Origin of the sequence: Shinella sp. G-2, from assembly GCF_050172695.1 — a bacterium.
GTDB lineage: Bacteria > Pseudomonadota > Alphaproteobacteria > Rhizobiales > Rhizobiaceae > Shinella.
The window spans coordinates 41,292-67,563 of the sequence record NZ_JBBEYH010000030.1 but is presented as its reverse complement, the minus strand read 5'-3'; the positions used below and the strand labels follow the sequence as shown (position 1 = coordinate 67,563).

Annotated in this window: 24 protein-coding genes and 1 pseudogene; 4 read left to right on the top strand and 21 right to left on the bottom strand. The window is 65.5% G+C overall.

The features are described from left to right. Positions 1–106: pseudogene (locus tag V8U06_RS26340) on the top strand (GTP cyclohydrolase I FolE); the annotation flags it as partial. A 41-nt stretch (positions 107–147) separates the two neighbouring features. On the opposite strand, the gene V8U06_RS26335 reads toward V8U06_RS26340, so the two are convergent. From V8U06_RS26335 to V8U06_RS26280, 12 genes are all read right to left on the bottom strand, one after another. Further along, the gene (locus V8U06_RS26335) at positions 148–1,509 is read right to left on the bottom strand and encodes an amidase (protein WP_427143196.1); all 1,362 of its coding nucleotides are present in this window, start codon (positions 1,507–1,509) and stop codon (positions 148–150) included. Next, positions 1,506–2,738: an ABC transporter substrate-binding protein gene (locus tag V8U06_RS26330; protein ID WP_427143194.1), complete on the bottom strand. Its 1,233-nt coding sequence runs from the start codon at positions 2,736–2,738 to the stop codon at positions 1,506–1,508. Before V8U06_RS26330 ends, V8U06_RS26335 begins: the two co-directional genes overlap by 4 nt. Then, complete coding sequence (locus tag V8U06_RS26325) at positions 2,738–3,814, bottom strand: CobW family GTP-binding protein (protein WP_427143193.1); 1,077 nt, start codon at positions 3,812–3,814, stop codon at positions 2,738–2,740. The genes V8U06_RS26330 and V8U06_RS26325 overlap by 1 nt, the downstream gene beginning before the upstream one ends. Further along, on the bottom strand, positions 3,807–4,136 hold the full coding sequence (locus V8U06_RS26320; protein ID WP_427143192.1) for a hypothetical protein: 330 nt from the start codon (positions 4,134–4,136) through the stop codon (positions 3,807–3,809). The genes V8U06_RS26325 and V8U06_RS26320 overlap by 8 nt, the downstream gene beginning before the upstream one ends. Positions 4,137–4,191: 55 nt before the next feature. Further along, entirely contained in the window at positions 4,192–5,073 is an 882-nt protein-coding gene (locus V8U06_RS26315; RefSeq protein WP_226923420.1) for a polysaccharide deacetylase family protein, read from the bottom strand. A 38-nt stretch (positions 5,074–5,111) separates the two neighbouring features. Further along, entirely contained in the window at positions 5,112–6,206 is a 1,095-nt protein-coding gene (locus V8U06_RS26310; protein WP_427143191.1) for an ABC transporter ATP-binding protein, read from the bottom strand. Between the two features lie 68 nt (positions 6,207–6,274). Then, positions 6,275–7,507, bottom strand: a complete 1,233-nt coding sequence (locus V8U06_RS26305) for an ABC transporter substrate-binding protein (RefSeq protein ID WP_226923424.1) — start codon at positions 7,505–7,507, stop codon at positions 6,275–6,277. A 74-nt stretch (positions 7,508–7,581) separates the two neighbouring features. Next, positions 7,582–8,349 (bottom strand): SDR family NAD(P)-dependent oxidoreductase, encoded by a 768-nt coding sequence (locus V8U06_RS26300; RefSeq protein WP_427143190.1) that lies wholly within the window; start codon positions 8,347–8,349, stop codon positions 7,582–7,584. Between the two features lie 14 nt (positions 8,350–8,363). Continuing rightward, positions 8,364–9,098, bottom strand: a complete 735-nt coding sequence (locus V8U06_RS26295; RefSeq protein WP_427143189.1) for an SDR family NAD(P)-dependent oxidoreductase — start codon at positions 9,096–9,098, stop codon at positions 8,364–8,366. Beyond that, positions 9,098–9,943, bottom strand: a complete 846-nt coding sequence (locus V8U06_RS26290; protein ID WP_226923430.1) for an ABC transporter permease — start codon at positions 9,941–9,943, stop codon at positions 9,098–9,100. Before V8U06_RS26290 ends, V8U06_RS26295 begins: the two co-directional genes overlap by 1 nt. A 3-nt stretch (positions 9,944–9,946) precedes the next feature. Next, the gene (locus V8U06_RS26285; RefSeq protein ID WP_226923431.1) at positions 9,947–10,852 is read right to left on the bottom strand and encodes an ABC transporter permease; all 906 of its coding nucleotides are present in this window, start codon (positions 10,850–10,852) and stop codon (positions 9,947–9,949) included. 45 nt (positions 10,853–10,897) lie between these two features. Next, positions 10,898–11,971, bottom strand: coding sequence for an ABC transporter ATP-binding protein (locus tag V8U06_RS26280; RefSeq protein WP_427143188.1), 1,074 nt, complete (start codon positions 11,969–11,971; stop codon positions 10,898–10,900). A 528-nt stretch (positions 11,972–12,499) separates the two neighbouring features. On the opposite strand from V8U06_RS26280, the gene V8U06_RS26275 reads away from it, so the two are divergent. Beyond that, on the top strand, positions 12,500–13,510 hold the full coding sequence (locus V8U06_RS26275) for a GntR family transcriptional regulator (protein ID WP_226923435.1): 1,011 nt from the start codon (positions 12,500–12,502) through the stop codon (positions 13,508–13,510). A 53-nt stretch (positions 13,511–13,563) separates the two neighbouring features. On the opposite strand, the gene V8U06_RS26270 is transcribed toward V8U06_RS26275, so the two are convergent. The 5 genes from V8U06_RS26270 to V8U06_RS26250 are packed head-to-tail and all read right to left on the bottom strand — an operon-like array spanning position 13,564 to position 17,852. After that, positions 13,564–14,535, bottom strand: coding sequence for a biotin-dependent carboxyltransferase family protein (locus V8U06_RS26270; protein WP_427143187.1), 972 nt, complete (start codon positions 14,533–14,535; stop codon positions 13,564–13,566). Beyond that, positions 14,525–15,400 carry a 5-oxoprolinase subunit B family protein gene (locus tag V8U06_RS26265; RefSeq protein ID WP_226923451.1) on the bottom strand — a complete coding sequence of 292 codons (876 nt, stop codon included), beginning with the start codon at positions 15,398–15,400 and terminating at the stop codon, positions 14,525–14,527. Before V8U06_RS26265 ends, V8U06_RS26270 begins: the two co-directional genes overlap by 11 nt. Further along, the gene (locus V8U06_RS26260; protein WP_427143186.1) at positions 15,400–16,785 is read right to left on the bottom strand and encodes an acetyl-CoA carboxylase biotin carboxylase subunit; all 1,386 of its coding nucleotides are present in this window, start codon (positions 16,783–16,785) and stop codon (positions 15,400–15,402) included. Before V8U06_RS26260 ends, V8U06_RS26265 begins: the two co-directional genes overlap by 1 nt. Then, positions 16,782–17,024 carry an acetyl-CoA carboxylase gene (locus V8U06_RS26255; RefSeq protein ID WP_226923468.1) on the bottom strand — a complete coding sequence of 81 codons (243 nt, stop codon included), beginning with the start codon at positions 17,022–17,024 and terminating at the stop codon, positions 16,782–16,784. Before V8U06_RS26255 ends, V8U06_RS26260 begins: the two co-directional genes overlap by 4 nt. A 51-nt stretch (positions 17,025–17,075) precedes the next feature. Further along, the gene (locus V8U06_RS26250) at positions 17,076–17,852 is read right to left on the bottom strand and encodes a 5-oxoprolinase subunit PxpA (RefSeq protein WP_226923478.1); all 777 of its coding nucleotides are present in this window, start codon (positions 17,850–17,852) and stop codon (positions 17,076–17,078) included. 253 nt (positions 17,853–18,105) lie between these two features. Here V8U06_RS26250 and V8U06_RS26245 point away from each other — a divergent pair, with 253 nt between their 5' ends. Further along, positions 18,106–19,008 (top strand): LysR family transcriptional regulator, encoded by a 903-nt coding sequence (locus tag V8U06_RS26245; protein WP_226923480.1) that lies wholly within the window; start codon positions 18,106–18,108, stop codon positions 19,006–19,008. On the opposite strand, the gene V8U06_RS26240 is transcribed toward V8U06_RS26245, so the two are convergent. The 3 genes from V8U06_RS26240 to V8U06_RS26230 all read right to left on the bottom strand — a co-directional run bounded on the left by V8U06_RS26240 (position 19,009) and on the right by V8U06_RS26230 (position 24,337). Then, positions 19,009–20,364, bottom strand: a complete 1,356-nt coding sequence (locus tag V8U06_RS26240) for a purine-cytosine permease family protein (RefSeq protein ID WP_427143185.1) — start codon at positions 20,362–20,364, stop codon at positions 19,009–19,011. It abuts the gene before it with no gap. A gap of 55 nt (positions 20,365–20,419) precedes the next feature. Continuing rightward, positions 20,420–22,498, bottom strand: a complete 2,079-nt coding sequence (locus tag V8U06_RS26235; RefSeq protein ID WP_427143184.1) for a hydantoinase/oxoprolinase family protein — start codon at positions 22,496–22,498, stop codon at positions 20,420–20,422. Between the two features lie 78 nt (positions 22,499–22,576). Continuing rightward, positions 22,577–24,337: a hydantoinase B/oxoprolinase family protein gene (locus tag V8U06_RS26230; protein WP_427143183.1), complete on the bottom strand. Its 1,761-nt coding sequence runs from the start codon at positions 24,335–24,337 to the stop codon at positions 22,577–22,579. Between the two features lie 241 nt (positions 24,338–24,578). Between V8U06_RS26230 and V8U06_RS26225 the strand changes: the two genes are divergently transcribed. Further along, positions 24,579–25,544 (top strand): AraC family transcriptional regulator, encoded by a 966-nt coding sequence (locus tag V8U06_RS26225; protein ID WP_427143182.1) that lies wholly within the window; start codon positions 24,579–24,581, stop codon positions 25,542–25,544. A 23-nt stretch (positions 25,545–25,567) separates the two neighbouring features. Here V8U06_RS26225 and V8U06_RS26220 read toward each other — a convergent pair whose 3' ends face one another. Next, on the bottom strand, positions 25,568–26,257 hold the full coding sequence (locus V8U06_RS26220; RefSeq protein ID WP_427143181.1) for an ankyrin repeat domain-containing protein: 690 nt from the start codon (positions 26,255–26,257) through the stop codon (positions 25,568–25,570). Between the last annotated feature and the right edge of the window lie 15 nt (positions 26,258–26,272).

Sequence of the window (26,272 nt, the reverse complement as noted above, 5' to 3'; positions counted from 1 at the left end):
CGGCATCCAGAAACAGGGCTCGACAACGCTCACCACCACCTTTACCGGTGCCTTCAAGACCGAGCCGACCGAACAGGTCCGGTTCATGACGATGATCCGGGGCTAGATCGACCCCTGCATGAACCCGAACTGGCGTCGGGTCCTGACTTAACCGAGCAGGCCCTCGACCGCAGCCGCCATCGCCAGCAGGCGGTCGTCGTTGCCTTTCGGTGCGGAGACGAGAAGCCCGACCGGCAGGCCGTCCGCATCCGCGCCGCAGGGCAGCGAGACGCCACACCAGTCGAGGAAATTGCCGATCAGCGTGTTGCGCAGGGTCTTGCCGTTCGTCTGGAAGAACAGGTCTTCGTCGTCAACGAGCGGCTGGAGCGCCGGCGCCACATGCGGCAAGGTCGGGCTCAGAACGAGTTCCGCCGGCCCCAGCCGCGCCTCGAAGGCGGCGGTCAGGCGCTCGCGGGCGGCAAGGGTCTCCACATAGTCGGACAGCGTGATCTTCTCACCCAGCAACGTGCGCTTGACGACACGCGGGTCCATCTCGGACGCCTCGGGGCCGGTGATGCGCGCGCGGTGAAGCACGAAGGCTTCCGCGGTGACCAGCGCGCCGTGTTTCGCCATCAGGTCGAAGATCGCGGAGAACTCCGGAAAGGCGGCGCGACGGATGCGGGCACCGGCGCGCGCCAGGCGCTCCACCGCAGCCTCGAAGACCGAAACGACCGCCGGTTCCGCCCCGTCGAAAACCACCGTCTCGGGAATGACGAAGGAAAGGTCGGCCGGGTCGAAACGCGGCAGGACGTCCGCCGCCGGCAGGCCGCGCATCGCCGCGTCGATCCAGACGGCATCCTGTACCGTGCGGCAGAGGGGGCCGAGGGAATCGAGGCTCTTGGCCAGCGGAAACACCCCGTCCATCGCATAGCGCCCGCGCGTCGCCTTGTAGCCCACGACGCCGTTGAAGGCCGCGGGAATGCGCACCGATCCACCGGTATCCGTGCCGATGGAAACCGGCACGAGACCGGCTGCGACCGCCACGCCCGAACCGGAGGAAGAGCCGCCCGGAATGCGGTGCTGGCCGGCGAGTGACGCCGGATTGCGCGGCGTGCCGTAATGCGGATTGATGCCGAGGCCGGAGAACGCGAACTCGCTCATGTTCACGCGGCCGATATTCACCATGCCTGCCTCGGCAAGCGCGCGGACCACGGCCGCATCCCGTGTTGCCGGGGCGCTGGCCTGCAACACGCGGGAGCCGGCCGTCGTCGGCAGGCCCTCGATATCGAACAGGTCCTTCCAGGCGACCGGGATGCCTTCCAGCACGCCGCGGGAGCGCCCGTCGCGCAGCCTTTTGCGGGCCGCAGCTGCCTCCGCCCGCGCCCGGGCCGCCGTCACATTCGTGAAGATGGCTCTGTCCGGATGCGCCGCGATGCCCGCCAGCGTCTCTTCGGCAAGGTCGAGCGGATCGAGCGCGCCGGATTGCAGGAGGATGGAGAGCTGGGCGATCGAACGGGCCGGCATGGTCAGATGTCCTTTTCTGCGCGCCCGACCAGCTGCATCCAGCGGCGGACGAGATAGTTGTGTTCATCCATGGTCGTGTTCCACACGGCGATGCCGTTGGCGCGCTGCCAGTAGGAGCCGCCGCTGCGCACCGCGCCGCGCTTGATGCGGATCGTGCCGTCGGGGCCCGGGAGGTCCTCGCGCGCGGGAAGCCCCTCGTACCAGTAGTCCCATTCGGCCGCCGTCATGTAGCGGCGCGAGCGCTCGGGCGTGGAAATGTAGTAGCCCTGACGGGCGACCACGGCGCCCGGCCAGCCGGAGATCCACCAGTTGAGATAGTCATAGGCGACGTCGAGCATGCGGCCCGAAAGATGGCGCGAAAGGCAGAGCCCTCCGTGCCAGGCGCGATACCCCTCCACCGGCGCCGCCTGCTCGACGGGAAAGCCCTGGCTGTTGAGAATGCCGATGCCCGTCGACCACATGCTCTGGATGTCGGTCTCGCCGTGGATCATCAGGCGCGCTGCGTCCTCCGCCGTGCGCCAGAAGCTGCGGAAGAACCCGGCCTTGCGCCGCGCTTCGAGGATATCGATGAGCTGGTCGATCTCGTCGACCGTCATGTTGCCGATATTGCCGAAGCTCATCAGGCCGGCCGCCTGGGCCGCGAGCGCCGCATCGAAAATGCCGATAGCCGGTTCGTCGACGAGGGCGGCCCGGCCGCTCCAGCGCTCGTCGAGCAGCGCCGCCCAGCTGGCCACCGGCGGCGCGTGTTCCAGCGCGTCGCTGCGATAGGCGAAGCTGTCGAAATTGTGGGTCGTCGGCAGCATGGAAATGCGCCCGGTCGGCGTATCGCCAAGGGCAAGGCTCGGCTGCACATAGAGCTTGCGCGCCGGCACGTCCCCCTGCCCCATGCGGGCGCTCGGGCCGATCTGGCCGATCTTCGTCAGGTCGTTGATCTCGTCCCAGAGCGCAATGCGCGAAATCTCGATCGGCTGGATGGCCCGCCAGTACCAGACGATATCGAGATTGTGGAAGCACTGGTCGTAGATGTCGTAGCTGTCGGGCTCCTGCGCGGCCTTGTGCTGGGTGACGATGAAATCGTTGTTGTCGAAGCAGACATCGATGCCGAGATCGGCCTCGGCCTTCAGCCGCAATTCCTCCAGAAGGGAGATCGCGGTTCCCAGCACGCGCAGCTTCGGCCGGCCGGCCGTGTGGACAGCCGGGGCAGCGGGGGCCACTTTCGGGGAATGCTTGTTCATCAAGGGCTCTGGGCGTTGCGGATCTGCGCTGCTGCCTCAGGCTGCGGGCGGGCCTCGGCGTTCCCGGCAAGCGCGAAGGCGTTGAAGGACCGTTTCAACAGGTTCACGTCGAGACCGTCAACAATAAAGACGAGGCACGAGGATCGTTCCGAAGATGGCCAGCCGGCAAGATGGACCGGCGGATGGACGAGATGCTGCACGCCATGCACCGCAACGGGACGCTCTTCGCCCGCAAGCGCCAGGATGCCCTTCACCCGGAGCACCCGGCTGCCGTGGCGGTTGAGCAGCATGGTCAGCCAGACGCCGAACCCCGTCCAGTCGATCGGCGTGTCGACCGCAATGACGAAGGAGGAGATCGCAGTGTGCTGCGCCACGCCCTCCGCCGTCACCTGCAATGCCGGAGTATCGCAATAAAAGCCGCTCGGTGACTGGAGCTTGGCCACCCGCTGCGCGACATCGTCCCCGAAGAGCGCCTCCGCGCCCGGGCCGTCATCGCCGGCGATCAGGCGCAGGGCGTCGGGATTGAGCTCCGCAAGGCGGGACAGGAGGCGGGAAAGGTCCGTATTGCCGGTGCAAAGATCCGTTTTCGTGATGACGAGCCGGTCGGCGATGGCGGCCTGCCGGGTGGATTCCACGTAGGTATCGAGCTGGGAGAGGCCGTTGACGGCATCGATGGTCGCCACGACGCTGCCGGCGCGGAAATGATGGCGCAGCACGGGATCGGATTTCAGCGTCGACAGAACCGGAAAGGGATCGGCAAGGCCTGTGCTTTCGATGACGACGCGGGTGAAGGCCGGAATGAGGCCGCGCTCGCGCCTTGAATGCAGGTCGCGCAGTGCCTCGGCCAGCTCGCCGCGCACCGTGCAGCACACGCAGCCCGATTGCAGCAGAACCATGGTCTCGTCGATGCGCTCGACGAGATGGTGGTCGAGGCCCACGTCGCCGAACTCGTTGATGAGCACCGCCGTGTCGGCAAGGGCGGGATCGGCAAGCAGGCGCTTCAACAGCGTCGTCTTGCCGGATCCGAGAAAGCCGGTGAGGAGATGAACGGGTGTGAAGGCAGGACTGTCAGCCAATGCTGGCCTCCATGCGCGCAATGAAGGTGGCATCGAGCGGATCGCAGGGCCGCCCCGAAAGCCTTTCGGCCGCCGGCCAGAGATGGCCGAGATCCTCGATCATCTCGCTTTTGCCCGTGCGGGTGGCCAGCACGAAGGCCGAGCCCTGCCAGTCGGAAAGGCTCATGCCGAAGGCGGCGAGCACGCGGTTGGCGGCCGCGACGCGCCGGGCGCGTTCCCGCCGCCGGTCGAGCCGCTCGACATTGCGGGTGAAGACGCCGGGCCGGGCCGCCGCATCCGTCCAGTGCTCGTTTCCGCCAATGACGCCGCACAGCGAACACATGGTCTTCTCCTTTCCGAATACGGACGGGAGCGGGCTGACCCGCTCCCGCCTTGCATCACTTCTTGCGCGGGAACCGCTTGGCGAAGTCGTCGGCCATTTCGTTCATCGTCACGAACCTCACGCCCGGATGCTTGCTCATATGGGCATAGAGCCGCTCCAGCATCATCAGCACCTGCGGCCGGCCGGCGACGTCCGGGTGGATGGTGATCGGGAAGACCGCATAGTCCATCTCGCGGTAGACCCAGTCGAACTGGTCGCGCCACATTTCCTCGATCTGGCGCGGATTGACGAAGCCGTGGCTGTTCGGCGACTTCTTGATGAACATCATCGGCGGCAGGTCGTCGAGATACCACGAGGCCGGGATTTCGATGAGATCGGTCTCGTGGCCGCGCTTCAGCGGCACCATCCAGTCGGACGGCTTTTGGGAATAGTCGATCTTCGTCCAGCTATCGCCGACACGCACATAATAGGGCGTGAAGTCGTTGTGCATCAGCGAGTGGTCGTACTTGATGCCACGCTCGAGCAGCAGCTCGTTCGTGACGTTGGAGAACTCCCACCAGGGCGCGACATAGCCGGTCGGGCGCTTGCCCGAGAGCTTGGTGACGAGATCGATGCACTTGTCGAGCACCTCCGTCTCCTGCTCGCGGGTCATCGCGATCGGATTTTCATGCGTATAGCCGTGGATGCCGATTTCATGGCCGGCATCGGCGACGGCCTGCATCTGCTCGGGGAAGGTCTCGATCGAGTGGCCCGGGATGAACCAGGTCGTCTTGATGCCGAGACGTTCGAAGAGCTTCAGGAGCCGCATGCTGCCGACCTCGCCGGCAAACAGGCCACGCGAGATGTCGTCGGGCGAATCCTCGCCGCCATAGGAGCCGAGCCATCCTGCCACGGCATCCACGTCGATGCCGAAACCGCACAAAATCTCTTTCGCCATTGGGTATCTCCTTGGTTCCCTGAAATAGTCTTGGGTAATCAATGGGCTGGAATGACCGTCGCCTCGGCGGGGTTCCAGCTCAAAAGGACGGGTGTGCCGGCCGGGAATGCGCCCGGACGGTATTTGTCGACATGGGCTTCGAGCGCGACGGACCGGCCGTCCTGAAGCCGCGCCGTCAGATGCGCGATATGGCCGACGACCTCCGAGCGTTCGATGCGGGCGTCGATGCGGTTCTTGGCCCCGGCCAGCACCCCCTCGCCCGCCGCATGCACCTCGATCGCCTCGGCCGGCACGACGAGATTGACGCGCCCCTTGTCGGCGAGCGCGCCATTGGCGCGGCCGGAAAGCATGCCGATCCCGGTCGTCACGACCACGTCCTCGCCTTCGCTGCCCGCGACTTCGCCGGGCAGCACGGTGTTGCGGCCGATGAACTGGGCGACGAAAGGCGTATTGGGGCGGGTATAGAGCTGATGGGGCGGGCTCACCTGCTCCACGCGCCCCTGGTTCATCACGACGATGCGGTCGGACAGCGCCAGCGCTTCCGACTGGGCATGCGTGACGAAGATGAAGGTGACGCCGAGGCTTTTCTGCAGAAGCTTGAGCTCGTTCTGGATCGCCTTGCGCAGGTTCGCATCGAGCGCGCCGAGCGGTTCGTCGAGCAGCAGGATATCCGGCTCGACGACAAGGCCGCGCGCGAGCGCGATGCGCTGGCGCTGGCCGCCGGAGAGCTTTTCCGGCTTGCGCTCGGCAATATCCTCAAGGCCGAGCGTGGCGAGGATGCGGTCGACCTTCGCCTCGCGATCAGCCTTCGCGACACCCTTGACCTCCAGCCCGTAGCCGACATTGCGGCGCACGCTCATATGCGGGAAGAGCGCATAGTTCTGGAAGATCATCGAGGTCGGGCGACGCTGCGGCGGCACGTCGTTCATGCGCTCGCCGCGGATCAGCATGTCGCCGGAGGAAATGCCTTCGAAGCCGGCGATCATGCGCAGCGTCGTCGTCTTGCCGCAGCCCGAGGGGCCAAGGAAGGCGATGAACTCGCCCTTGCTGACGGAGAGGTTGAAATCGATGACGGCGGGCGTGCCGTTGTCGTAGACCTTGCCGACGGAGTTGAGTTCCAGGTCGAAAATCATGGGGGAGATCTCCCGAATTGCCGGTCAGGGACCGGGGCCACGCGCGCCCCGGTCCGCTCGTCTTGGGATCAGGCGTTGAGGAATTCGTCCCACTTCTGGATGAGGTGATCGTATTCTTCCGGCCATTGGTGCCAGTAGGCGACGTTCTTGGAACGCTCTTCCAGCGAGCCGCCATCACGCAGGTCGCCTTCCTTGATGCCGCGCTCTTCCGCGCCGACCCAGGGCTTGCCCTCGTACCAGAAGGCGTATTTCTCCGGCGCCATGACGTCCTTGATGTTGGTCGACGGCGAGTAGTAGCCCTGTTCGGAGACGGCGATGCCCGGTTCGCCCGAGAGCCAGTAGTCGGCATAGGCGATGACGGCATCGCGGTTGCTCGTGCCCGCAATCATCGAGGGGCCGATGGCCCAGCCGCGGTATCCTTCCTTCGGAATGGCGTATTTGGCGGCCTTGCCCTGCGCCTTGACGGCCATGACGGCCGGTTGCCAGGCGTCGGAAACGACCATTTCACCCGATGCCATGAGGTTCACCAGTTCGCCGAAATCGCCCCAGAGCGCCCGGAACTGACCTTCCTTCTTTTTGGAGATGAGGAAGGCGGCCGCCTCGTCGATTTCGGCGGCGGTCGGGTTGCCCGGGTTCTTCACGTCGGAAAGGCCGAGAGAGTTCATGGCCATGATGGCCTGACCGAAGGCGATGAGCGGGTCGGTGTTGAGACCCGACTTGCCCTTCCACTTCGGATCGAAGATGCAGGCCCAGGTGTTGGCTTCCTCGGCGGAGACGACATCGGGATTGTAGCCGATGGAGTCGTAGTTGTAGACGGCGGGCACCATGTTGAGCACGGTCTGGGCTTCGTCCGCCCAGATCTGGCCGACGATCTGCGCGGCGCGGTCCCACTTGTCGCTGGCCGTGGTGAAGGTATCGCGGATGTTCGCCCAGTTCTTCAGCGATGCAGCCGGGATCGTCTCGACATTGTCGGTCATGACGATGGAGGGCAGGCGCTCGGCGATGATTTCCCAGCAGTCGTAATCCTTCGAGCCGGAAAGGATTTTCGTCTGCGCATCGGGGAAGGTCGCGGCCGTGCCCGACGTGCCGCCGACGCCGGAGGCCTTCTTGAACTCTTCGAGGATTCGTTCCTGCACCGTCACCGAAAGACCGATGGTGCGAAGCTGCTGGCCGGCAAGGTCAGCGGCCTGCGCAAAGGCCGTGCGCGAGGACAGGAGGGAGGTGCCGCCGCCCATCGCCAGCGCCATCACCCCGGCCGAGCGCTTGAGGAGCGAGCGGCGATTGATTTGCGAGTTGAACATGTCTCTTCTCCAGTTTGCTTATCGTTCCCCGAAGCCGCTTTGCGGCTCCTTTTCGCCCGCCCTTTCGAGGCGGTTCAGTACCGGCCCACGAGAAGGCCGCCATCCACGACCAGCACCTGGCCGGTCATGTATCTCGCGCTGTCGGAGGCGAGGAACGCGGCGACATCGGCGATGTCCTCTCCCGTCCCGAGCCGCCCCATCGGAATGAACTCCGCCGCCTTTTCCGCTCCCGCCGGCCCGAGCGAATTCTCCTCGGAAAGCAGTTGGGCAGTGCGGATGTAACCGGGTGCGATACCGTTCACGCGCACGCCGTCGCGCGCCATTTCCACCGCAAGCCCGCGCACGAGGCCGACGACGCCGGACTTTGCCGCCGAATAGTGCACGTGCTCGTCCCAGCCATAGGCGACGCCCATGATGGAGGAGAGCGCGATGACGGCGCCGGATTTGCGGGCGCGCATGCCGGGCGCCGCGGCGCGCACGAGACGGAAGATGCCCTTCAGGTCGATGTCGAAGGTGAGGTCCCACTTCTCGTCGGTGAGATCGGCCAGCGGCGTGCGGTGGGCGATGCCGGCATTGGCCACGACGACGTCGATCCGCCCGTGCCGCGTCTCGACATCGGCGACGAGCGCGTCGGTCGCCGTCGTCGAGCGGACGTCATAGAGATGGAATTCCGCCGAGCCGCCGGCGCCGGTGATGGCCGCGACCGTCGCGCGACCTTCCTTCTCCAGGATATCGGTCACCACCACGTGGTCGCCGAGCGCGCCGAAGGCTTTCGCGGTGGCGGCGCCGATGCCGATGCCGGCGCCGGTGACGATGACGATGCGTTTCCTGTCTGCGGTCATGGGTGTCTCCGAATTCAAAGCATGACGTCGCCGGAATTGGGTCCGAGCGTTTGTCCGACGAAGAGGCTGGCGGCGGGGGATGCGAGGAAGGCGACGGTTTCGGCCACCTCCTCCGGCTCGCCGAAGCGGCCGAGCGGAAGGCCGGCGCGCTTGGCCGCGCGCCACTCTTCCGAAAGCTGCATGACCAGCGGCGTGTTGATGGGGCCGGGCGCGACGGCGTTGACCCGCACGCCGCGGGCGGAAACCTCGCGGGCCAGCGCCTTGGTCATGCCGATGATGGCGGCCTTGGCGCCGGAATAGTGCACGAGTTCGACGCCGCCGATCTGGCCGAGCTGCGAGGCGACGTTGACGACGACGCCGGATCCCGCGGCGAGCATGGCCGGCAGCACCGCCTTGGTCATCAGGAAGGTGCCGCGCACATGCACGGCGAACATGCGGTCGAAATCGCCGACCTCGAGGGTCTCGAACAGCGCCTGATGGGCGATGCCGGCATTGTTGACGAGCAGCGTGACCGCGCCATGCGCCGCGACGGCGGCAAGATGGATGGCGGCGGCGTCCGCCTCGCTCGCGACATCGCCGGCCACGGCGACGGCCCGGCCGTCCGCCGCCCGGATTTCTCCGGCCACGGCCGTGGCGCGCTCAAGGGAAAGGTCGTTGACCGTGACGGCGTAACCGTCGGCGGCGAGTTTCAGGGCGATGGCGCGGCCGATGCCGGAGCCCGCGCCGGTGACGAGAGCGCTGCCCACCATCACGCCTCCTCCTGGATCGCCATGCGCTTGGCGCGGCGCACCGACAGGCCCATCAGCACGGCATAGGTTCCGAGCAGCGCGAAGGAGAACAGGGTCGTCAGCACGCCGAAGGCGAAGACGTTCGGGTGCACTTCCACCGAGAAGGTGCCGTAGATGGCGAGCGGCAGCGTCAGGTCCCGGCCCGAGGCGAAGAGCGTGCGCGAAAACTCGTCATAGGACAGCGTGAAGGCGAAGAGCATGGCCGAGAGCACGCCGGGGAAGATCAGCGGGAAGGTGACCTTGCGGAAGGTGCGCGCCGGGGTGACGCCGAGCGACCAGGCCGCCTCTTCCACGCTCGGATCGAAGCGGTTGAAGATCGCCAGCATGACGAGGAAGGCGAAGGGGAAGGTATAGACGACATGCAGCACGAAGGCCGTGCCCCACCAGTGCCGGTCGATGCCCAGCGTGTTGGCGACGAGCGCCATGCCGAGACCGACGAGCACGCCGGGAACCATCATGCCGAGCACGATGAGGTAGAAGACGACGCCCGAGCCGCGGAACTTCCGGCGGAAGGCCTGGGCGGCGGTGACGCCCAGCACGGTCGAGACGATCATCGTCATCACGGCGAGCGCCAGGGAGCGCACCAGAGCCTGCTCGATGGGCAGCGGGGCGATGCGCGAGGGCGGGGTGAGGCCGAAGAGGTGCTTGTACCAGTAGGTCGACCATTCGATGATCGGGAATTGCGGGCCGCCCTCCGGTCCGGTCTGGAAGGACAGGATGGCGAGCACCGCGAGCGGGCCGTAGAGGAAGACGATGAACAGCGTCGTATAGAAGCCGAGGCCGAGCTTGATGCCGGATGCGTTCATGGCTCAGAGTTCCTTCCTGAGATCGACGACCCGCAGCATGGCCGCGACGACCGCGCCCATCAGGATGGTCAGCACCACGCCGGCGACGGCGGCGAAGGCCCATTTCAGCGAACCGACCTGGGTGACGATGATGTTGCCGAGCAGGTTCACCTTGCGGCCGGAAAGGGCGGCGGAGGTGGCGAATTCGCCGAGCACCATGACGGAGACGAAGATCGCGCCCACCACAACGCCCGGCATGGAGAGCGGCAGGATGATGGTGCGGAAGATGCGCCAGAAGCCTGCGCCGAGATCCTGCGCCGCCTCGATGACCGAAGGATCGATGCGGCCGAGCATGAAAGCGATCGGCCCGACCATGAAGACGCAATAGATCTGCGTCATGCCGATGATGACGGAGAGTTCGGAGAACAGCAGCACCTCGATCGGCTGCGTGATGAGCCCGATCTTCATCAGGATCATGTTGATCGCCCCCTCCTTGCCGAGCATCGGCCGCCAGGCAAGCACGCGGATGAGGAAGGAGGTCCAGAACGGAATGACGCAGAGCACCAGCAGCGCCGTCGAGAGCGTCTTGTTCTTGACGAAGAGCCCGACGAAGAGAGCGGCCGGATAGCCGACGAGCAGCGTGGCGACCAGCACGATCAGCCAGATGCGGATCGTCGTCCAGAGCGCGCCGAGATAGGTCTCGGACGAGAAGAAGGTGACCCAGCTCTTCAGCGTCAGCGTCGGCTCGATCTTGAAGGTGGTCTGCGTCCAGAAGGAAACGTAGACCATCATCAGGATGGGGGCGACGAGGAAGAGCAGCATCCACAGGACGCCGGGAGCGAGCAGAAGAGCCGTGCGGTCGGGCTGCTTGCGGGTGGAAGGCGCCGCCGCTTCGACGGGCGTGTCATGGCTGGTGGCGGCCATCGTCATCTCTCATTCTCCGGGTGGACAGGGGCGGGACCGGCGACTTGGGTCTCAATCGAAGACAAGGGCGTCCTCCCGTTTCCAGACGAGGGCGTAGCGGGCCTTCTCCTCGAAGGCTTCCGGCGCGGCATGGCTGAGATGGGTCTCCACCTCGAAGACGCGGCCGTCGTCGAGCGTGAAGAACGAGTTGATCGCCGCCCCGGAATACTCGCTGGCGACGAAGCTCGCCTCGATGCGCACCTCGTCGCCAGCGGCCGCCGCATCCCGGGGGCGGATTGCGACGCGGTCATAGCGGATGGCGTAGGCCGGCTTGCCGGAGGTTTGCCGGGTGCTGCCCAGCGCCAGCCGGCCGACGGGGCTCTCGAAGGCATCGCCCGAAACAGCGCCGGGGAAAATGTTGTAGCAGTTGAGGAACCGCGCCACGTCGGCCGAGGCCGGGCGGCTGTAGAGCGTTCCGGCATCGGCCGACTGGGCGATGCGGCCGCGATCGAGGACCAGCACGGTATCGCCCATGGCCAGCGCCTCGGTCTCCGAGCCGGTGACATGGAGGAAGGTGACGCCGCAGCGCTCGCGGATGGTGCGCAGTTCGCCGCGCATGCGGGTGCGCAGATTGGCATCGAGCGCGCCGAGCGGCTCGTCGAGCAGCACCATGCTGGGTTCCGTCACCAGCGTGCGGGCAAGCGCCACGCGCTGCTTCTGGCCGCCGGAAATCTGCGTGACCGCCCGGTCCTCCAGGCCCGAAAGACCGACGAGGCCGACCATGTCGCGCACCTTCGCGCTCACGACCTTCGGATCCGTCACGGGATCGACGGTGCGGTTCTCGAGGCCGAAGGCGATATTCTGCGCGACGCTCAAATGCGGGAAGAGGGCGAAGTTCTGGAAGACGAAGCCGATGCCGCGCTCATGCGGCGGCACGCCATCGACGCGCTTGCCGGCAAAGAGGATTTCCCCGCCGTCCGGCTGCTCGAATCCGGCGATGACGCGCAGGAGCGTCGTCTTGCCCGATCCGCTCGGTCCCAGCAGCGAGACATAGGAATTTTCCGACAGCGCCGCATCGACGCCGGCAAGCGCCGGCACGCCGGAGAAGGCCTTGTGCACATTCTTCAGTTGGAGGACGGCTGACACTCTGTTCCCACCAGTTCAGGCCAGGATCTTTCGCGCAAGGCTCCGCAATCCATCGGACGCGCGAGGGCGGCCGAAGACGGCAAAAGGCTCCCGTTCGCGCCTCGATCAGAGGTGCGGCGTAGCGTCGATCCTGAGCATTTCGTTTCGTTCCACCTGCGACGCCTCTTCCGGGCGTCTTGTTATCAAAACCATTGCATGAATGATTTTTGTATTCAATAGCCTTTTTAGAAATTTCTACCGTGAAGAGAAAACCGCTGCACGGCCAAAGGATTTCCGCTGCGGACGCGCCCTCTTTGCGGCCGACACCCTCACTCTTTCCGCTCATTTCCTGCGCATTGTGCGCAAAATTCAACCCTACAGCTTAACCGCAACCAACACCGTCCGACTCGCTGCACCCTTTCCAACCCAGCACCTAGGGGCAAAGAATATTCAATTTTTGTATTCAATAATCATTTATGTCATCCTTTCCTTACGGCGGAGAATGCGTCAGAGTGCGGCCCTCCAAGAGGCCGACGGATACGGGGATCCATGAAAGACGAGCAGGCAGCCACCAGCACCCAGCGGCGCTACGCGATCGCCGAGGACGTGCTGCGCAGCAATATCGAAACGGGCACGCTGCCGCCCGGCCTCGTGCTGCTGGAAGGCCCCATCGCCGACATCCTGCAGACGTCCCGCGCGCCCGTGCAACGAGCGCTGCAGACGCTGGAGGCGGAAGGGCTCGTGCACCGCTTTTCCGGCCGCGGCTTCCTCGTCGGTCCGCCCGGGGCCGATATCGAGCCGAACCGCACCGACATCAAGGCGCTCGGCCTGATCGTGCCGCGCCACGCGGACGAGGCCCTGCAAAGCCGCTCCTCCTGGGAGCGCATCTACAACCAGGTCGAGGCGGATGTGGCGGGCTGCGTGGTCTTCGGGCGCTACCGCATCATCGAGATGGAGATCGCCAATCATTTCAATGTCAGCCGCACCGTCGTGCGCGACGTGCTGACGCGCCTGCGCGAACGCGGGCTGGTGCGCAAGAATCAGAGCTCGCACTGGATCGCCGGTCCCCTCACCGCGCAGACGGTGAAGGATCATTTCGTTCTGCGCGCGATGCTCGAGCCGTCGGCGATCCGCCTTGGCGCGCGCGCCGTCAGCCAGGCGCGACTGGAGGCGCTGCTGAAGCGCCTGCGCGCCGCCGAGGAGACGAGCGCGACCGGCTCGCTGCGTGAAAGCGAGGCCATCCAGACCGAGTTCATCGAATGCTGTGTGCTGGCCGCACCGAACGAACGGCTGAAGGATCTCGTACGCAACAACCTGCTGCCCGTGACGGCGACCGACCGGCTGCTGCGCCGCCTCGGCCTGCCGGGCGATCCCGCCATCATCACGGAACTGCGGCTGGTGGCCGAGCTTCTGCTGCGCGGAGCGACGGAATCGGCGGTCTCGATGATGGAAACCCATCTCGAAGCCTCGCTGAACCGCACCATCGCGCAGATGAAGATCGTCGCGATCATTCCGGGACCGGGCGTCACGGCGGCATATCTCACGCCCATTCTCGACTGAGCGGGAAGAGCATGCCCAAAGCCGCCGTCGCTCCGTAGACACAGCGCCCTCCCCTAGGCCAGCGCTTCGCGCAGCCGTTCAAGCCCGGCCTGGCGCGCCTTGCGCGCCGCCAGCGCCTCCTCCATCGTCACCTTGACGAAGCGGGTGGGCGTGTGCGGCTGGAGCTGGCCGATCAGGTCCATGTCGGCGGAAATGACCGTCCCGACCATGAAATAGCCGCCGCCGGAAACGGCGTCCCGGTGCAGGATGATCGGCTCCGTGCCGCCGGGCACCTGGATCGACCCGTAGGGATAGCAGCTGTCGACGATGTTGGACGGGTCGGAACCGGCCCCGAAAGGCTGCTCGCGGTCGACGAAGCCGAGCTTGCGGCCCCCCTTGAAGCGATAGCCCATACGGTCCGCCTCGTTCGCCACCTTCCATTCGTCGGCGAAGAAGTTCTGCTGCGATTCCTCCGTCACGCGGTGCCAGTAGAGGCCGGGAAGCACCCGCAGTTCCGCCGGCATGCCGGGCGTGCGGCGCAGCGCCTCGGGCACGCTCCTGCCCTCGCCGGCAAGGCTGCCCCTGCCGACCGGCAGTTCGTCGCCGGCGGCCAGCGGCCTGCCCTTGTAGCCGCCGAGTGCGCCGATCGGGTAGGTCGAGCGGCTGCCGAGCGCTTCCGGCACATCGATGCCGCCGGAAACGGCAATGCAGATCCGTGCCCCGGATTTCAGGAAGTCGAAGGTCAGCGTCTGGCCGGCCTTGACCTTGAAGGCGGTCCAGCCCGGTTGGGAAACGCCATCGACCTTGGCCGGCATGTCCGCGCCCGTGACGGCGACCAGCGCGTCCTCGGTGAATTCCAGCTTCGGGCCGATGAAGACGGCCTCCAGTCCGGCAGCCCCCTCGTCGTTGCCGACGAGCAGGTTCGCCGCGCGCATGGCAAGGCGATCCATCGCCCCACCGACGGGAATGCCGAGATGGAAATAACCCGGGCGGCCGAGATCCTGGACGGTGGTCGCAAGACCGTGATGGAGAACCTTAATGGCCATTGATCATGCCCTCCAGCTTGGCATTGGTGCCGTCGATGTCGTTCTGGAATTCCCGGAGGTCGAAGCTCACCTCGCGGATCGGCGGGGCAAAGCGTCCCCTGTCGACATCTTCCACGGCCTGGTCATAGGCGTCGCGGTCGATCGGCTTGAACTTCACGATATCGCCCGGGCGGAAGAAGACCATGAAATCCCGCAGGTAGCTCGTCGTCTGCGTAGGATCGAAGATCGGCATGGGCGTGATGCCGAACATCTGGTAACCGCCCGCGCCGCGCACCGAATAGATGCAGCCGAAGCAGCCGCCATGGCCGACCGTGAGGCGCGGCGTATCCGTGCGCGGCCGCAGGTATTTCGGCACCTGGATCTGCCGCTTGCGCTCCACCATCTGGTACATGAAGGGCAGGCCCGCCACGAAGCCGACCATGGACACGAACCAGGGCGAGCCGGAATGCGCGCCGACGAAGTCATCGACAGAACCGTAGCCGTTGATGCGCGCGGCATAGTCGAGGTCGGTGCCCGCCGGCTCCTGGTGGCGCTCGCGAAAGCGCATCAGGGTCTCGTGCGTCCAGGGATCGTTGTAGAAGACGGGGATTTCGACGATGCGTGTCTTCAGCACCGGCTCGGCCCGTTCCGCCGCGCCCTCGATCGCCTTCACTTCCTTCAGCACGTCGTCGGGATGGATAACATCGGGATTGAACTTGATCTGGAAGGAGGCATTGGCCGGGCAGATCTCGGTGACTCCCCTGATCCCGCTTTCCCTGACACCCTTGGCCATGGAGAGGCTCTTGAAGAAGGCCTCCAGCGACATTTCCTCGCTGCATTCGACGAAGAGGTGCTCGTCGCCCCCGAATGTGTATCTGGTGCTCATCACGCAACCTCCGCAGTCGCGCCGGCCTTTGCGGCGAATTCGGTTTCAAGCCAGTGTTCGAGGAAGCGCGTGTCGAAGGCGGCGCGCCGCACGCTTTCGTCCGTCGCAAGCGCCAGGTGCAACGGAATGGTCGTCGGAATGCCCTCGATCGTGAGACCTTCGAGCGCGCCCTTCAGCCGCGCCAGGCAGGCCTCCCGGGTCTCGGCCCAGACGATCAGCTTGCCGACGAGCGAATCGTAGAAGGGCGGGATCGTGTAGCCCTCGTAGAGCATCGTATCGAAACGCACGCCCTCGCCGTCCGGCACCACGAGTTTCGTGATCGTGCCAGGCGCGGGCATGAAACCCTTTGCCGGATCTTCCGCATTGATGCGGCATTCGATGGCATGCCCTCTCGCCACGACATCGTCCTGGCGGATCGACAGGGGCGCGCCGCCGGCGATGCGGATCATTTCCTCCACGAGGTCGATGCCCGTGACCATCTCCGTCACCGGATGCTCGACCTGGATACGGGTGTTCACCTCGATGAAGTAGAATTCCCGCGTCGTCTCGTCATAGAGATATTCCACCGTACCCGCGCCGCGATAGCCGACCTCGCGGGCAAGCGCGACGGCGCTGTCGCACAGCCGGGCTCGCACCTCGGCGGGAAGCAGGAAGGACGGCGCCTCCTCCCAGACCTTCTGGCGGCGACGCTGCAACGAGCATTCCCGCTCGAAGCAATGAATGAAATTGCTGCCGTCGCCCAGGATCTGCACCTCCACATGGCGTGCCCTGGTGATGACCCTTTCCAGATAGAGCCCGCCATCGCCGAAAGCGGCAAGCGCCTCGGCGGAGGCCTGCGGGAAGTGGCGTTCGAGGTCGGCGAGATCGGCGGCGATGCGGATGCCGCGCCCGCCCCCGCCAGCCGCCGCCTTGATCATGATCGGAAAGCCGGTTCTATCCGCCACGGCCCGGGCTTCCTCGATCGTCGCAAGGCGTCCCGCGCTGCCGGGAACCGTCGGCACGCCTGCCCGCGCGGCAACCGCGCGCGCCGCCACCTTGTCGCCGAGCAGGCGGATGGCGTCACCCTTCGGACCGATGAAGATCAGGCCAGCGGCCTCCACCGCATCGGCAAAATCGGCATTCTCCGAGAGGAAGCCGTAACCGGGGTGCACGGCATCGACACCGGCGGCCTTCGCCACGTTCACCACGGCCTCGATATTGAGATAGGATTTCTTCGGGGCCGGCGAGCCGATGTCGATCGCCGCATCCGCCATCTTCACCGCCAGCATGTCCGCATCGGCGGCGCTGTGCACCTGCACCGTGCGGATGCCGAGGGCCTTGGCCGCCTTGATGATGCGCACCGCGATCTCCCCGCGGTTTGCGACGAGGATCGAACGGATCGTCATGCCTCCACCTCGGCGATCACCTGTCCCGCCATGACGGGCTCCTCGTTGTCGACGAGGAAGGTGATGTTCCTGCCCTCGACGCCGGCCGGCACTTCCTGGAAGGTCTTCATGACCTCGATGAGCCCGATCGCCTCGCCGCTCGCGACGCTGTCGCCATCCGCCTTGAACGGTGGCACGTCCGGCGAGGACGCCCGGTAGAACGTGCCCGGCAGGGGGGATCTGATCTCGATCTTGCTCATGATGTCTCTCTCTCTCTCCACTTTGTAAGGTCAGCGCGCGGCCATGTAAGGTCAGCGCGCGGCCATGGCCGAAACCGGCGCAATGCGAATGCCTGCTCCCACCAGAGCCTCGCGCATCTGGCGCACGATCTCGAAGGCGCCGAGCGTATCGGAATGGAAGCAGATGGATTCAAACGCGATGTCGATGTCGTTGCCCTTGACGGTCCGCACCTTGCCCTCCTGGCAAGCACGCAGGACCTTGCGGGCAATGGCGGCCGGATCGGGCCGCCCGGCATCGCGGGTGAAGACGATGGAGCCGCTGTCGTCGTAGTCGCGGTCGGCATAGAACTCGCGCACCACGGGCTGCCCCGCCTCCCGGGCCGCCCGGAACGTCGCCGAACCGCCCATGCAGAAGATGGAGGCATTCGGCTCGACCGTGCGCATGTATTGCACGAAGATCTGCGAAAGCTCCGGATTGACCGCCATTTCCATATAGAGCGCACCGTGGGGCTTCACGTGTTGCAGGCGCACGCCGTGCCGGTGGGCGAATTCCCTGATGGCGCCGACCTGGTAGATCACGTCATTGACGAGTTCCTTGGCCGTGCCTGCGATCTTGCGGCGGCCGAAGCCCTGGAGATCGTTGTAGCCGGGATGGGCGCCGATGCCGACGCCATGCTCGGCCGCCAGCCGCACCGTCTCGTCCATCAGGTTCGGGTCGCCGGCATGGAAGCCCGCGGCGATATTGGCGGAACTGATCAGCGGCATCAGGCAGGCGTCATCGGTATCGCCGACGCGCCAGCGACCGAAGGCCTCGCCCATGTCGCAATTGATATCGACGACCTCACGCACTGCCTCTTCCCCGCTTTTTTCTCCACCACGGACACGCTAGGCCCTTTACCTCCTTTTGAAAAATTCTATTTTCATATCCATGAATTCTGAAAATCAGAATGAGACGCCTCTTTTTATTGCATCGCAAAATCATGATAAAACAAAAGGATAAGGCGAATTCGCCTGTATTGGCCCGACTTGGTGCTCAATTCGCAATCTATCGTTCTGATTTTTCGATACCATGTCGCAACAAACCAGAAGGACGTGCACAGCCTTGACGCTCAGCCTCCGCCAGATCCGCTACTTTGTCGCGACCGCAGAACTCGGCCAGATTTCGCAGGCCGCCATCGACCTCTCCATCTCCCAGTCCGCCGTCACGACGGCCATCAAGGAACTGGAGCGGACCGTCGGCGTCAGCCTGTTCCTGCGCACGCCGCACGGCATGGACCTGACGCCCGCCGGACGGCAGTTCCTGTCGCACGCCTACGAGATCCTGAAGAAGGTGGACGAGGCGACGCATCTCAATGTGGTCAGCAGCGAGATCGAGGGCACGCTCACCGTCGCGGCGACCTATACCGTGATCGGCTACTTCCTGCCGCTGCATATCGAGCGGCTGCGCCGGCTGTTTCCAAGGCTTGAAATCCAGCTTTTCGAGCTCAACCGCGAATCCATCGAAGAAGGGCTCCTCAGCAACCGCTACGACATGTCGGTGCTGCTGACCTCGAACATCCTGAACCCGGCACTGGTGACCGAGAAGGTGTTGAGTTCGACGCGCCGGCTCTGGCTGCCGGCACAGCATCCGCTGCTGCAGGCCGAAACGGTGGGGCTGAGGGAAATCGCCGACGAGCCCTATATCATGCTGACGGTCGACGAGGCCGCCCATTCCGCCCTCAAATACTGGAGCGCCACACCCTACCAGCCGCGCGTGATCCTGCGCACGTCGTCGGTGGAGGCGGTGCGCTCGCTGGTCGCCAACGGCCAGGGCGTCGCCATCCTCTCCGACATGGTGCACCGGCCCTGGTCGCTCGAGGGCCGGCGCATCGAGACGGTCAATATCAGCGATCCCGTGCCCGCCATGGACGTCGGTCTCGCCTGGCGGCGGAACATGGAACTGACGCCGCCCATGCTCGCCTTCCGCTCCTATTTCCAGCAGGCTTTCCACCTGCCGGAACGCTGATCAGCCCGCGGTGAGGAACCACGAGCGCCGTGCCTGCGTGAGGCCCGCCGCATAGATCACGAAGGCGATGAGCGCGGTCGCCGGCGCCGAGAGCTCGGCATAGGCCCCACCCCAGACATGGAGCCAGATCCCGATGGCGGCCGCGACGAACCACGCGGCGATGCCGAGGGGATTGAAGGCCGGCACATGGCTGGAGCGATATTCGATGACGCTGCCGACGAGGGCCGCGTAGCGGTCGATCAGGATATGCGCCATGGCGACGGCGACCCAGGCGACGACGAAGATGCCCTGATAGGCGAGCGCCGAGAGCAGGTAGGTGAAGACGTCGGCCAGCATCAGCACATAGACGATGGCGCCGACCGCGACGGCCCAGCCGATGCGCCCGAAGGGCAGCCGGCCGAAGAGCTGGACAAGCGCCTCCAGGTTCACGGCGGCAAGGTAGTAGTTCGCCGTGTTGATACGCGTCTGCGTGACCCAGACGAAGAGCAGGCCCCAGATGCCCATGAGCTTGAGGAGCGCCAGCAGCACGCTGACCTCGGAGAGCGCGCCAAGATCCGGCACCGTGCCGATCATGAACATGCCGAAGAGACCGCTCACCAGGAAGGCCATGGCATAGAAGGGCGTGCCGAAATTGAACCAGGCGTGATAGCCGGCATCCTCCTCGCGGCCGAAGCGGGCATAGTCGAAGGTGAACATCATCAGCACCCAGACGCCCATGTAGTAGACGAAGCAGGACCACCAGCCACCGGCCGGCGCGCCGGCTTCCGGGCCGAGGTTCAGCCACTTGTCGCTATAGCCGTATTCCCCGATGGCGAGCACGACCGCGACGACGAGGCCGAGGATGTAGAAAGGCAGCAGCACGCCGTTGAACTTGTCGAGCCAGGTCTGGATGCTGCCGAAGATCAGCGGCACGCTGTAGAGCACGACGATCAGCGCGGCGAGCGGATAGGAGATCGACGGCAGGATCGTGGTGATGCCGACGGCGATCACCGATCCTTCGAAGACGGCATAGTAGATGGCCGTGGCGCAGAAGATCAGCGTCGCAAGTCCCGCCCCGACATTGCCGAACAGCACGCGTGAAAACAGCGCCACCGACAACCCGGTGCGGATGGCGAAACGGCTCAGCACCGCATTGACGACGCCATAGACGACGATCGACAGCACGATGCCGATGATGGCGTTGCGCGTGCCGAAATTGAGCGCCATGGCGGCGCCGACGACGATGTAGAAGACCGCGCTGCACACCGCCCACCAGGCCATGGTGAGCGCGCCTTTCGGCATGCGCGCATGCGGCGGCACCGCCGTATTGGAAAAATCCGAGCTATCGCCCTCGGCGGCCGATGGATTGCCTGCCATTCCCGTCCCTCCCTGTTGCAGACGGCCGCCCCGCCACGAAGCGGGGCCGGCCTTCCTATTCCCGTGTCAGCAGATAGCTGCCGCTTTCGTGCAGCACGCTCGTCCAGCCGGGTTCGATGACGATGGTGGTCGTCACCTCCTCGATGATGGCCGGCCCGTGGATGCGCGCCCCTGCGCCGAATTTCGCGCCGTCATAGACGGGCGTGGACGTCGCCTTGCCGGACTGGTCGAAGATCGCGTCGCGATGCCCCTTCAGGGCCTGTTCGGCCGTGCCGCCGGCGGCGAGCGTCGGCGGACGCACCTTTTCGATGCGGCCGTAGAGCGTGGATTCCAGGTTCACCACCTCGACCGCGCTGTGGCGTTCGGCATAGGTGTAGAGTTCCTCATGCCGGGCGTGGAAGGCGTCCTTGACCTTCTCGATGGTGGTCTCGTCGATCGGGAAGGTGCCGATGTCGACGGTGCATTCGTGCACCTGGCCGACATAGCGCATGTCGATCGAGCGCTTGATGTCGATGGCCTCGGGCGCAAAGCCGTCCGCCTCGAGATGCACCGCCCCCTTCGCCTCGATCTCCTTGAAGAGGCTGTCGATGCGCGCATAGGCGGCCGCATTGTCGAGGCGCACCGGCGCCGGCGCCATGTAGTTGTACTTCACGTCGGAGATGATCTGGCCGAAGGCGCACAGGCCCGAGGCGAGCTTGGGCAGGATGATCGTGTCGATGCCCATTTCCCGCGCCAGCGCCGTGATATGCGCCGCCGTCGCGCCCCCTGCCCCGACCAGCACGAAATCGCGCGGGTCGTAGCCGCGCTCGACCGAGACGCGCCGGATGCCGTTGACCATGTTGTTGTTGACGATGGCGAACATGCCGTAGGCCGCCTGCTCGACGGAGATGCCGAGCGGCTCGGCGACCCGCGCCGCCGCGGCCCTTGCCTTGCCGACATCGAGCGGCAGCTTGCCCCCGAGCAACCCTTCGGGGTTGAGATAACCGAGCACGAGATTGGCGTCCGACGTGGTGGGCTCCACGCCGCCCCGGCCGTAGCAGGCCGGTCCCGGCTCCGAGCCGGCCGATTGCGGGCCGACCTGGAGCAGGCCGAGCGGATCCACCCAACCGATGGAGCCGCCGCCCGCGCCCAGCGTCTCCACCTGGATCATCGGAACGCCGATCCGATAACGCAGGAAGTCGATGTTCTTGTTGAGATTGGTCTGGCCGTTGCGGGTCAGCGTGATGTCGAAGGACGTGCCGCCCATATCGACGGTGATGACATTCCTGTGGCCGAAGGGCGCGCCGGCATAGAGCCCCGCCTGCGGCGCGGAGGCCGGGCCGGAATTGATGGCGTAGACGGAACGGTCGGTCATCACCTGGCCGACGGCAAGCCCGCCGTTGGACTGGAAGTACCGCACCGGCTGCTTGGCGCCGAGCGAGCGGAAATAGGCATCCACCGCCGTGATGTAGCGTCGCATGACGGGTGCGAGATAGGCGTTGGTCACCGCCGTCGAGGTGCGGGTGTATTCGCGCACCTGCGGATAGAGGTCGCTGCCCACGGTCAGGATCGCATCCGGCATCATCTCGCGCACGATCGCGGCCGCACGCCGTTCGTGCGCGGGATCGAGCACCGACCAGACGAAGGAGATGGCGACGGTCTCGACGCCTTCCTTCAGGAAGAGCCGGCAGGCCTCGCGGACATCGTCCTCATGCAGCGGCGTGCGGATCGAGCCGTCGGACAGCACCCGCTCACGCACACCGCGCCGGAGGTAACGCGGCACGAGCATGGTCGCGGCCGGATAGTCCGGATCGTAGCGGTAGCCGTCTTCCTTGTGGCCATTGCGGATCTCGATGGAATCCTCGTGGCCCGCCGTGCAGATCAGCCCCGTCCGGCCGCCGCGATGGGTGATGAGCGCATTGAGGCCGACGGTGGTGCCGTTGATGCAGAGGTCGCAATTGGCGATGATCTCGCCGATCGGCTTGCCGAGATCGGCGGCGATCAGCCCGAGACCGGTCTCGATGGCCCTGGTCGGGTCGGAGGGGGTGGACAGCGCCTTGAACAGCTTGACCTCACCGGTCGCCCGGTCGGCGATGACGAAGTCGGTGAAGGTGCCGCCGGCGTCGATGCCGAGACGGTAGGAGTGCATGGTCATGTCAGGTCTTCCTTGGAGCATTTCCAGCAAAGGTGCGAAACGCGGTCTTGCGTCCGGAAAATGCGGTAAAACAAAGCGTTAAAGGCTGGCGCGAAGCCGTTCGGTCTCGACCGCATCGACCGCAAGGGTCTCCCGGTTCGTGATGGCGACGCCATAGTCGAGCCGTGCGCCCTCGATGGACACCAGGCCGTTGCGCACGTCCGAGACGACCTTTTCCACCGGCCGCTCGAAGGGATTGCCGAAGCCCCCGCCGCCGGGATTGAGATTGGTGATCGTCTCGCCCGGCCGGATGGTCTCGATGATGTTCTTGCGTTCGACCTCGACCTTCCCGCCGCGGCGCAATTCGACGCGCCCCACCTTGGTATCGACCATGGCGGATATCGCACCGGCCGCCCCCATCGCGGGAATGCGCCGGCCTTCGCCGAAGCCGATGCACAGCATGTCGCCGTTGAGCGGCTCGACTTCCCAGGCCGTGCCCGAGCCGCCGCGGAACTTCCCGGCCCCGCCGGAATCGGTCATCAGCGAATAGCGGTGAATGACGATGGGATAGGAATATTCCAAGAGTTCCACATCGCCGGAGGTGAGCGCGCCGAAGCAGCATTCCGGGCCGACGGCGTGCCAGCCGTCCTGCTTCGGGGTCGCACCGCCGCCGGAGATGATGGTGGCGAGAACCATGGTGACGAATTCCTCGTTGGTGCGGGAATCGCGGCCGGCGATGTTGAGGCCGTTGGCATGCCCCCAGGAGGCCGAGACCTTGGAAGGCACCGCCTTCTCGAAGGCCAGCCGCACGGCGTCCGTCAGCGTCTCCATCGGCGTCGTCGTGCAGTTCATGTGCGGGGCCGGCTCCTGGGCATTGCAGAGCGTGCCCTTCGGCCCGAAATCGACGCTGACGCAGCGATAGAGCCCCTCGTTGTAGGGCGGCGGCAGGGCGGCGAACATCATCAGGCCGAGATAGACGCCCGAATGGGAGTTGCCCTCGTAGGAATTGATGAAATAGGGCACCTGCGGCGGGCTATCGATGGCGATATGGCAGGCATCGCCCGTGATCGTGACCGTCGCCTTGATTTCGAAATCGCCGAAGCCGTGGCCGGCATCCTCCAGGATCGCCGCCCCTTCATAGGTGCCGTCGGGCACGGTGGAAATGAGGGCGCGCATATGCTTGTCCGCCATGTCGAGCAGCGTGTCGACGCAGGCGTCCACCTGTTCCTTGCCGTATTTGTCGAGCATGGCGATGAGGTTGCGCTCCCCCACCTGGCAGGCGCCGATCAGGGCGCGGAAATCGCCTTCCTGGTCGCGGCGGGCGCGCATGTTGGTAAGGATCATGTTGAGCACGTCATGGCGCGGCTTGCCGCGGTCCCAGATCTTCACCGGCGGAATGCGCAGGCACTCGGCATAGATCTCGGTGGCGTTGGGGTTGTAGCCGGCCGGCACGGGGCCGCCGATATCGGTGAGATGCCCCTTGCAGACCGTCCAGTAGACCAGCTCGCCCTTGTAGAAGACCGGCTTGTACATGCAGGTATCGATGGCGTGGCTGCCGCCGAAGGCCGGATCGTTGTGCAGGATCAGGTCGCCTTCGTGGATGTCGTCGCCGAAGAAGGCCGCCACCGCCTTCATGGCGGGGATGAGCGAGCCGAGATGGATCGGGATATCCTGGCCCTGCAGGATCATCTCCGGCCGGCCGTTGAAAAGCGCGGTCGAATAGTCGTGCGCCAAGTTGAAGACCGACGAACGGGCCGTTTTCTCCAGCGCGAGCGTCATTTCGCGCTGGGTGGTTTCGAGCATGCCGCGCACCACCGAAAGGGTGATCGGGTCTATCTTGGACGTCTGGGTATGAAGCATCGTGTTCACGCTGGTTGAGGGCGAGAACCGACGGCCCGGAAACCGGTCGTATGGTTGAAATGTCTGTTCCCTGGGCCGCCGGCATCTGTCGCGCCGTTGAAGCCGGGTTCAATCTAGGCAGAGTTTTTCAGGCCAGTCTTTGCAGGCAGGGAACAACGAATTGCGCGGGAACGCACAAGCTGCCATTTTCGTTGCCTGGCAGAAATCCTGTGCGTACCTTTGCCTGAAGAGGGGAAGCCGCATGAAGACGAGCATCACCACAAGCGCGACGCGCGCTCCGGACCGCAGCCGCCACTGGCACGAGGCCATCGCTTCGGCCTATTTTCCGCTCGACCTTCGCTTTCGCGATGCCGACCGCTTTTCCGGCGACCTGACGACCTGGCGGTTCGGGGATGTCTCAATTTCGCGGCTGACCTGCGACGCGCTGCAGTATCTCCGTCTGCCGCATCACTTTCGCGGCGCGCGGGAAGAGGAATTCCTGGTGACCGTGCCGGCCAAGGCGGAGGTCTTCTTCTCGCAATGCGGCCGGGAGGTGAATTGCCGGCCGGGCGGGTTCTTCCTCGAGCGCAGCAGCGAACCCTACCAGTTCAGCCATGCGGAGGCGGCGGACATGTGGGTGCTGAAGGTGGAGGCCGATGCGCTCGGCGGCCGCATGCGGGCGCCGGACCGCTTCTGCACATTGCAGTTCGAGGCCAACAACGGCGCCGGCGGCCTGTTCACGGACATGCTGCACCTCCTGCCCGGCCGCTTCGACGGCATGACGCAGGAGGCGCGCACGACGGTCGGCCGCCAGCTCGTCGATCTCCTGGTTCTTGCGATCAAGGCCGATGAACGCGTGCTGACGTCAGGCAATTCCACCGTCCGCAGCGCCCATCTCGCCCGCATCGAAACCTTTGTGCGCGCCAATCTCCAGGATTTCAATCTCGACCCGGAGCGCATCGCCCGTGCCTGCGGCATCTCCACGCGCTACCTGCACGAGCTGTTCAAGGACACGGACCAGACGGTGAGCAGCTGGATCCGCGATCAGCGCCTATCCGCCAGCCGCGAGGCGCTGGAAGATCCGGACAACGTCCAGACCGCCGCCGAAATCGCCTATAGCTGGGGCTTCGGCGACCAGACCCAGTTTTCCCGGACCTTCAAGGCCCATTTCGGCCTGCCGCCGGGCGAATACCGCGAAAGAGCCCGCACCGGCAGGTCTTCCCTATGAACAAGTCCCCCGCGTGAAGGGTTTCAGCGTTTCGCTTCGAGGAGTTCCACCATCGCCGTGTAGCCGCGGGCGCGGGCATGGGAAAGGGGCGTTACCCCGTCGCGATCCGCGATCGAGGCATCGGCACCGGCCTTGAGCAGCAGGCCCAGGACCTGCTGGTGGTCGGAGCCGCCATCGCCCAGCACCACGGCCTCCATGAGCGCCGTCCATCCGAGATTGTTGACATGGTCGAGCGGGGCACCGGCCGCGATCAGGCGGCGGACCACCTCGACACGCCCGAGATGCGCGGCGGCGATCAGCGCCGTGCCGGCATAGCGGCTGGTCGTCAATTTGGGATCGTTGCCCAGTTCGATGGCGAGCGACATCAAATCCGGATCGTCGGCCACCGCGGCGATGGTGACGACGTCGTAGTCCTGGTCTTCCAGCGCGTTCATGTCGGCGCCGGCCTTTGCCAGGGCGCGCAGGGCATCGTCGTTGGACGCGAAGGCCGCGACATGGGCCGGCGTCCGGCCGTGCCCGTCGCGCGCGTTGACATCCATGCCGGCGGCGGCGAGACGGCGGATCTCGGCGACGTCGCCGTTCTGGGCGGCGCGATGCAGCCCTTCATAGGCAGCGATTTCGGATGTCGACGGCGCCGTCTGCGCATGCGCGACGGTCGTTGCGGCAAGCGGCATGGACACAAGCGATATGGAAACGAGGATCGCGCGCAGCATGGAGAGCCCTCCCTG

Bases quoted from the DNA above. Each gene is read 5' to 3' on its own strand.
- V8U06_RS26330 (WP_427143194.1), bottom strand. From the start codon at position 2,738: ATGAACAAGCATTCCCCGAAAGTGGCCCCCGCTGCCCCGGCTGTCCAC.
- V8U06_RS26320 (WP_427143192.1), bottom strand. From the start codon at position 4,136: ATGTGTTCGCTGTGCGGCGTCATTGGCGGAAACGAGCACTGGACGGAT.
- V8U06_RS26315 (WP_226923420.1), bottom strand. From the start codon at position 5,073: ATGGCGAAAGAGATTTTGTGCGGTTTCGGCATCGACGTGGATGCCGTG.
- V8U06_RS26310 (WP_427143191.1), bottom strand. From the start codon at position 6,206: ATGATTTTCGACCTGGAACTCAACTCCGTCGGCAAGGTCTACGACAAC.
- V8U06_RS26305 (WP_226923424.1), bottom strand. From the start codon at position 7,507: ATGTTCAACTCGCAAATCAATCGCCGCTCGCTCCTCAAGCGCTCGGCC.
- V8U06_RS26300 (WP_427143190.1), bottom strand. From the start codon at position 8,349: ATGACCGCAGACAGGAAACGCATCGTCATCGTCACCGGCGCCGGCATC.
- V8U06_RS26295 (WP_427143189.1), bottom strand. From the start codon at position 9,098: ATGGTGGGCAGCGCTCTCGTCACCGGCGCGGGCTCCGGCATCGGCCGC.
- V8U06_RS26290 (WP_226923430.1), bottom strand. From the start codon at position 9,943: ATGAACGCATCCGGCATCAAGCTCGGCCTCGGCTTCTATACGACGCTG.
- V8U06_RS26285 (WP_226923431.1), bottom strand. From the start codon at position 10,852: ATGACGATGGCCGCCACCAGCCATGACACGCCCGTCGAAGCGGCGGCG.
- V8U06_RS26275 (WP_226923435.1), top strand. From the start codon at position 12,500: ATGAAAGACGAGCAGGCAGCCACCAGCACCCAGCGGCGCTACGCGATC.
- V8U06_RS26270 (WP_427143187.1), bottom strand. From the start codon at position 14,535: ATGGCCATTAAGGTTCTCCATCACGGTCTTGCGACCACCGTCCAGGAT.
- V8U06_RS26265 (WP_226923451.1), bottom strand. From the start codon at position 15,400: ATGAGCACCAGATACACATTCGGGGGCGACGAGCACCTCTTCGTCGAA.
- V8U06_RS26260 (WP_427143186.1), bottom strand. From the start codon at position 16,785: ATGACGATCCGTTCGATCCTCGTCGCAAACCGCGGGGAGATCGCGGTG.
- V8U06_RS26255 (WP_226923468.1), bottom strand. From the start codon at position 17,024: ATGAGCAAGATCGAGATCAGATCCCCCCTGCCGGGCACGTTCTACCGG.
- V8U06_RS26240 (WP_427143185.1), bottom strand. From the start codon at position 20,364: ATGGCAGGCAATCCATCGGCCGCCGAGGGCGATAGCTCGGATTTTTCC.
- V8U06_RS26235 (WP_427143184.1), bottom strand. From the start codon at position 22,498: ATGACCATGCACTCCTACCGTCTCGGCATCGACGCCGGCGGCACCTTC.
- V8U06_RS26230 (WP_427143183.1), bottom strand. From the start codon at position 24,337: ATGCTTCATACCCAGACGTCCAAGATAGACCCGATCACCCTTTCGGTG.
- V8U06_RS26225 (WP_427143182.1), top strand. From the start codon at position 24,579: ATGAAGACGAGCATCACCACAAGCGCGACGCGCGCTCCGGACCGCAGC.
- V8U06_RS26220 (WP_427143181.1), bottom strand. From the start codon at position 26,257: ATGCTGCGCGCGATCCTCGTTTCCATATCGCTTGTGTCCATGCCGCTT.